This is a genomic window from Cryobacterium sp. 10I1 (genome assembly GCF_035019805.1).
GTDB classification, from domain to species: domain Bacteria; phylum Actinomycetota; class Actinomycetes; order Actinomycetales; family Microbacteriaceae; genus Cryobacterium; species Cryobacterium glucosi.
This window is the reverse complement of sequence record NZ_JASJVF010000541.1, coordinates 1-641: the sequence shown is the minus strand read 5'-3', so window position 1 is coordinate 641 and position 641 is coordinate 1. Positions and strand designations below refer to the sequence as shown.

The 641-nt window shown below is 70.4% G+C and carries 1 protein-coding gene; it reads right to left on the bottom strand.

The features are described 5' to 3' along the window. Positions 1 to 26: 26 nt before the first annotated feature. Positions 27 to 641 (bottom strand): C40 family peptidase (locus QN345_RS19665; protein WP_323509192.1); only part of this gene is annotated, 615 nt, incomplete at its 5' end.

Sequence of the window (641 nt, the reverse complement as noted above, 5' to 3'; positions counted from 1 at the left end):
CACCGCGCTTCCGAAGGAGGCGGCCATCAGGAGGCGCTCTTCATCATCGAGGCGAGGGCGGCGCTGAGCAGGTCGGCGGTGCCGGACGTCGCGGCGGCCTTCGCCGCGGTGAGGGCGGTCGCCGAGGCCGTCGAAGCGGTGCTGGACGTCGCGGGGGCGTCCGGGATCACGCGGCGGATGGTGTCGATGTCGGAGTCCTTCATGTAGGCCTCGACTTCGCAGACCGTGCGGCCTTCGTACGGAGCGTGGATGACCTTGTGGTTTCCGGCGTAGATCAGGATGTGCTCTCCGCCGCCGGTCACGATCAGGTCGCCCGGCTTCGCGTCGGCGAGGGACGCGACCTCGGTGCCGATCTTCATCTGCCCGGAAACGAGGCGGGGAACGGATATGCCCATGTCGGCATAGACCTTCTGCACGAGCCCGGAGCAGTCCATGCCGCTCGAGCTCTTGCCGCCGAAGACGTAGGGAACGCCGAGGTACTTCTGCGCCGCGGTGACGATGTCGGTTCCGGTCACGCTGCCGGTCGCGACGCCCGCGCCGCTCGCCGCGGTCGTGGCCGAGCTGGCCGCCGCCGCGAGGGCGTCGGCGAAGGTCGCCGCGGTTCCGGTGCTGTCGGCCGTCGTGGTCGTCGTGGCTGTGGC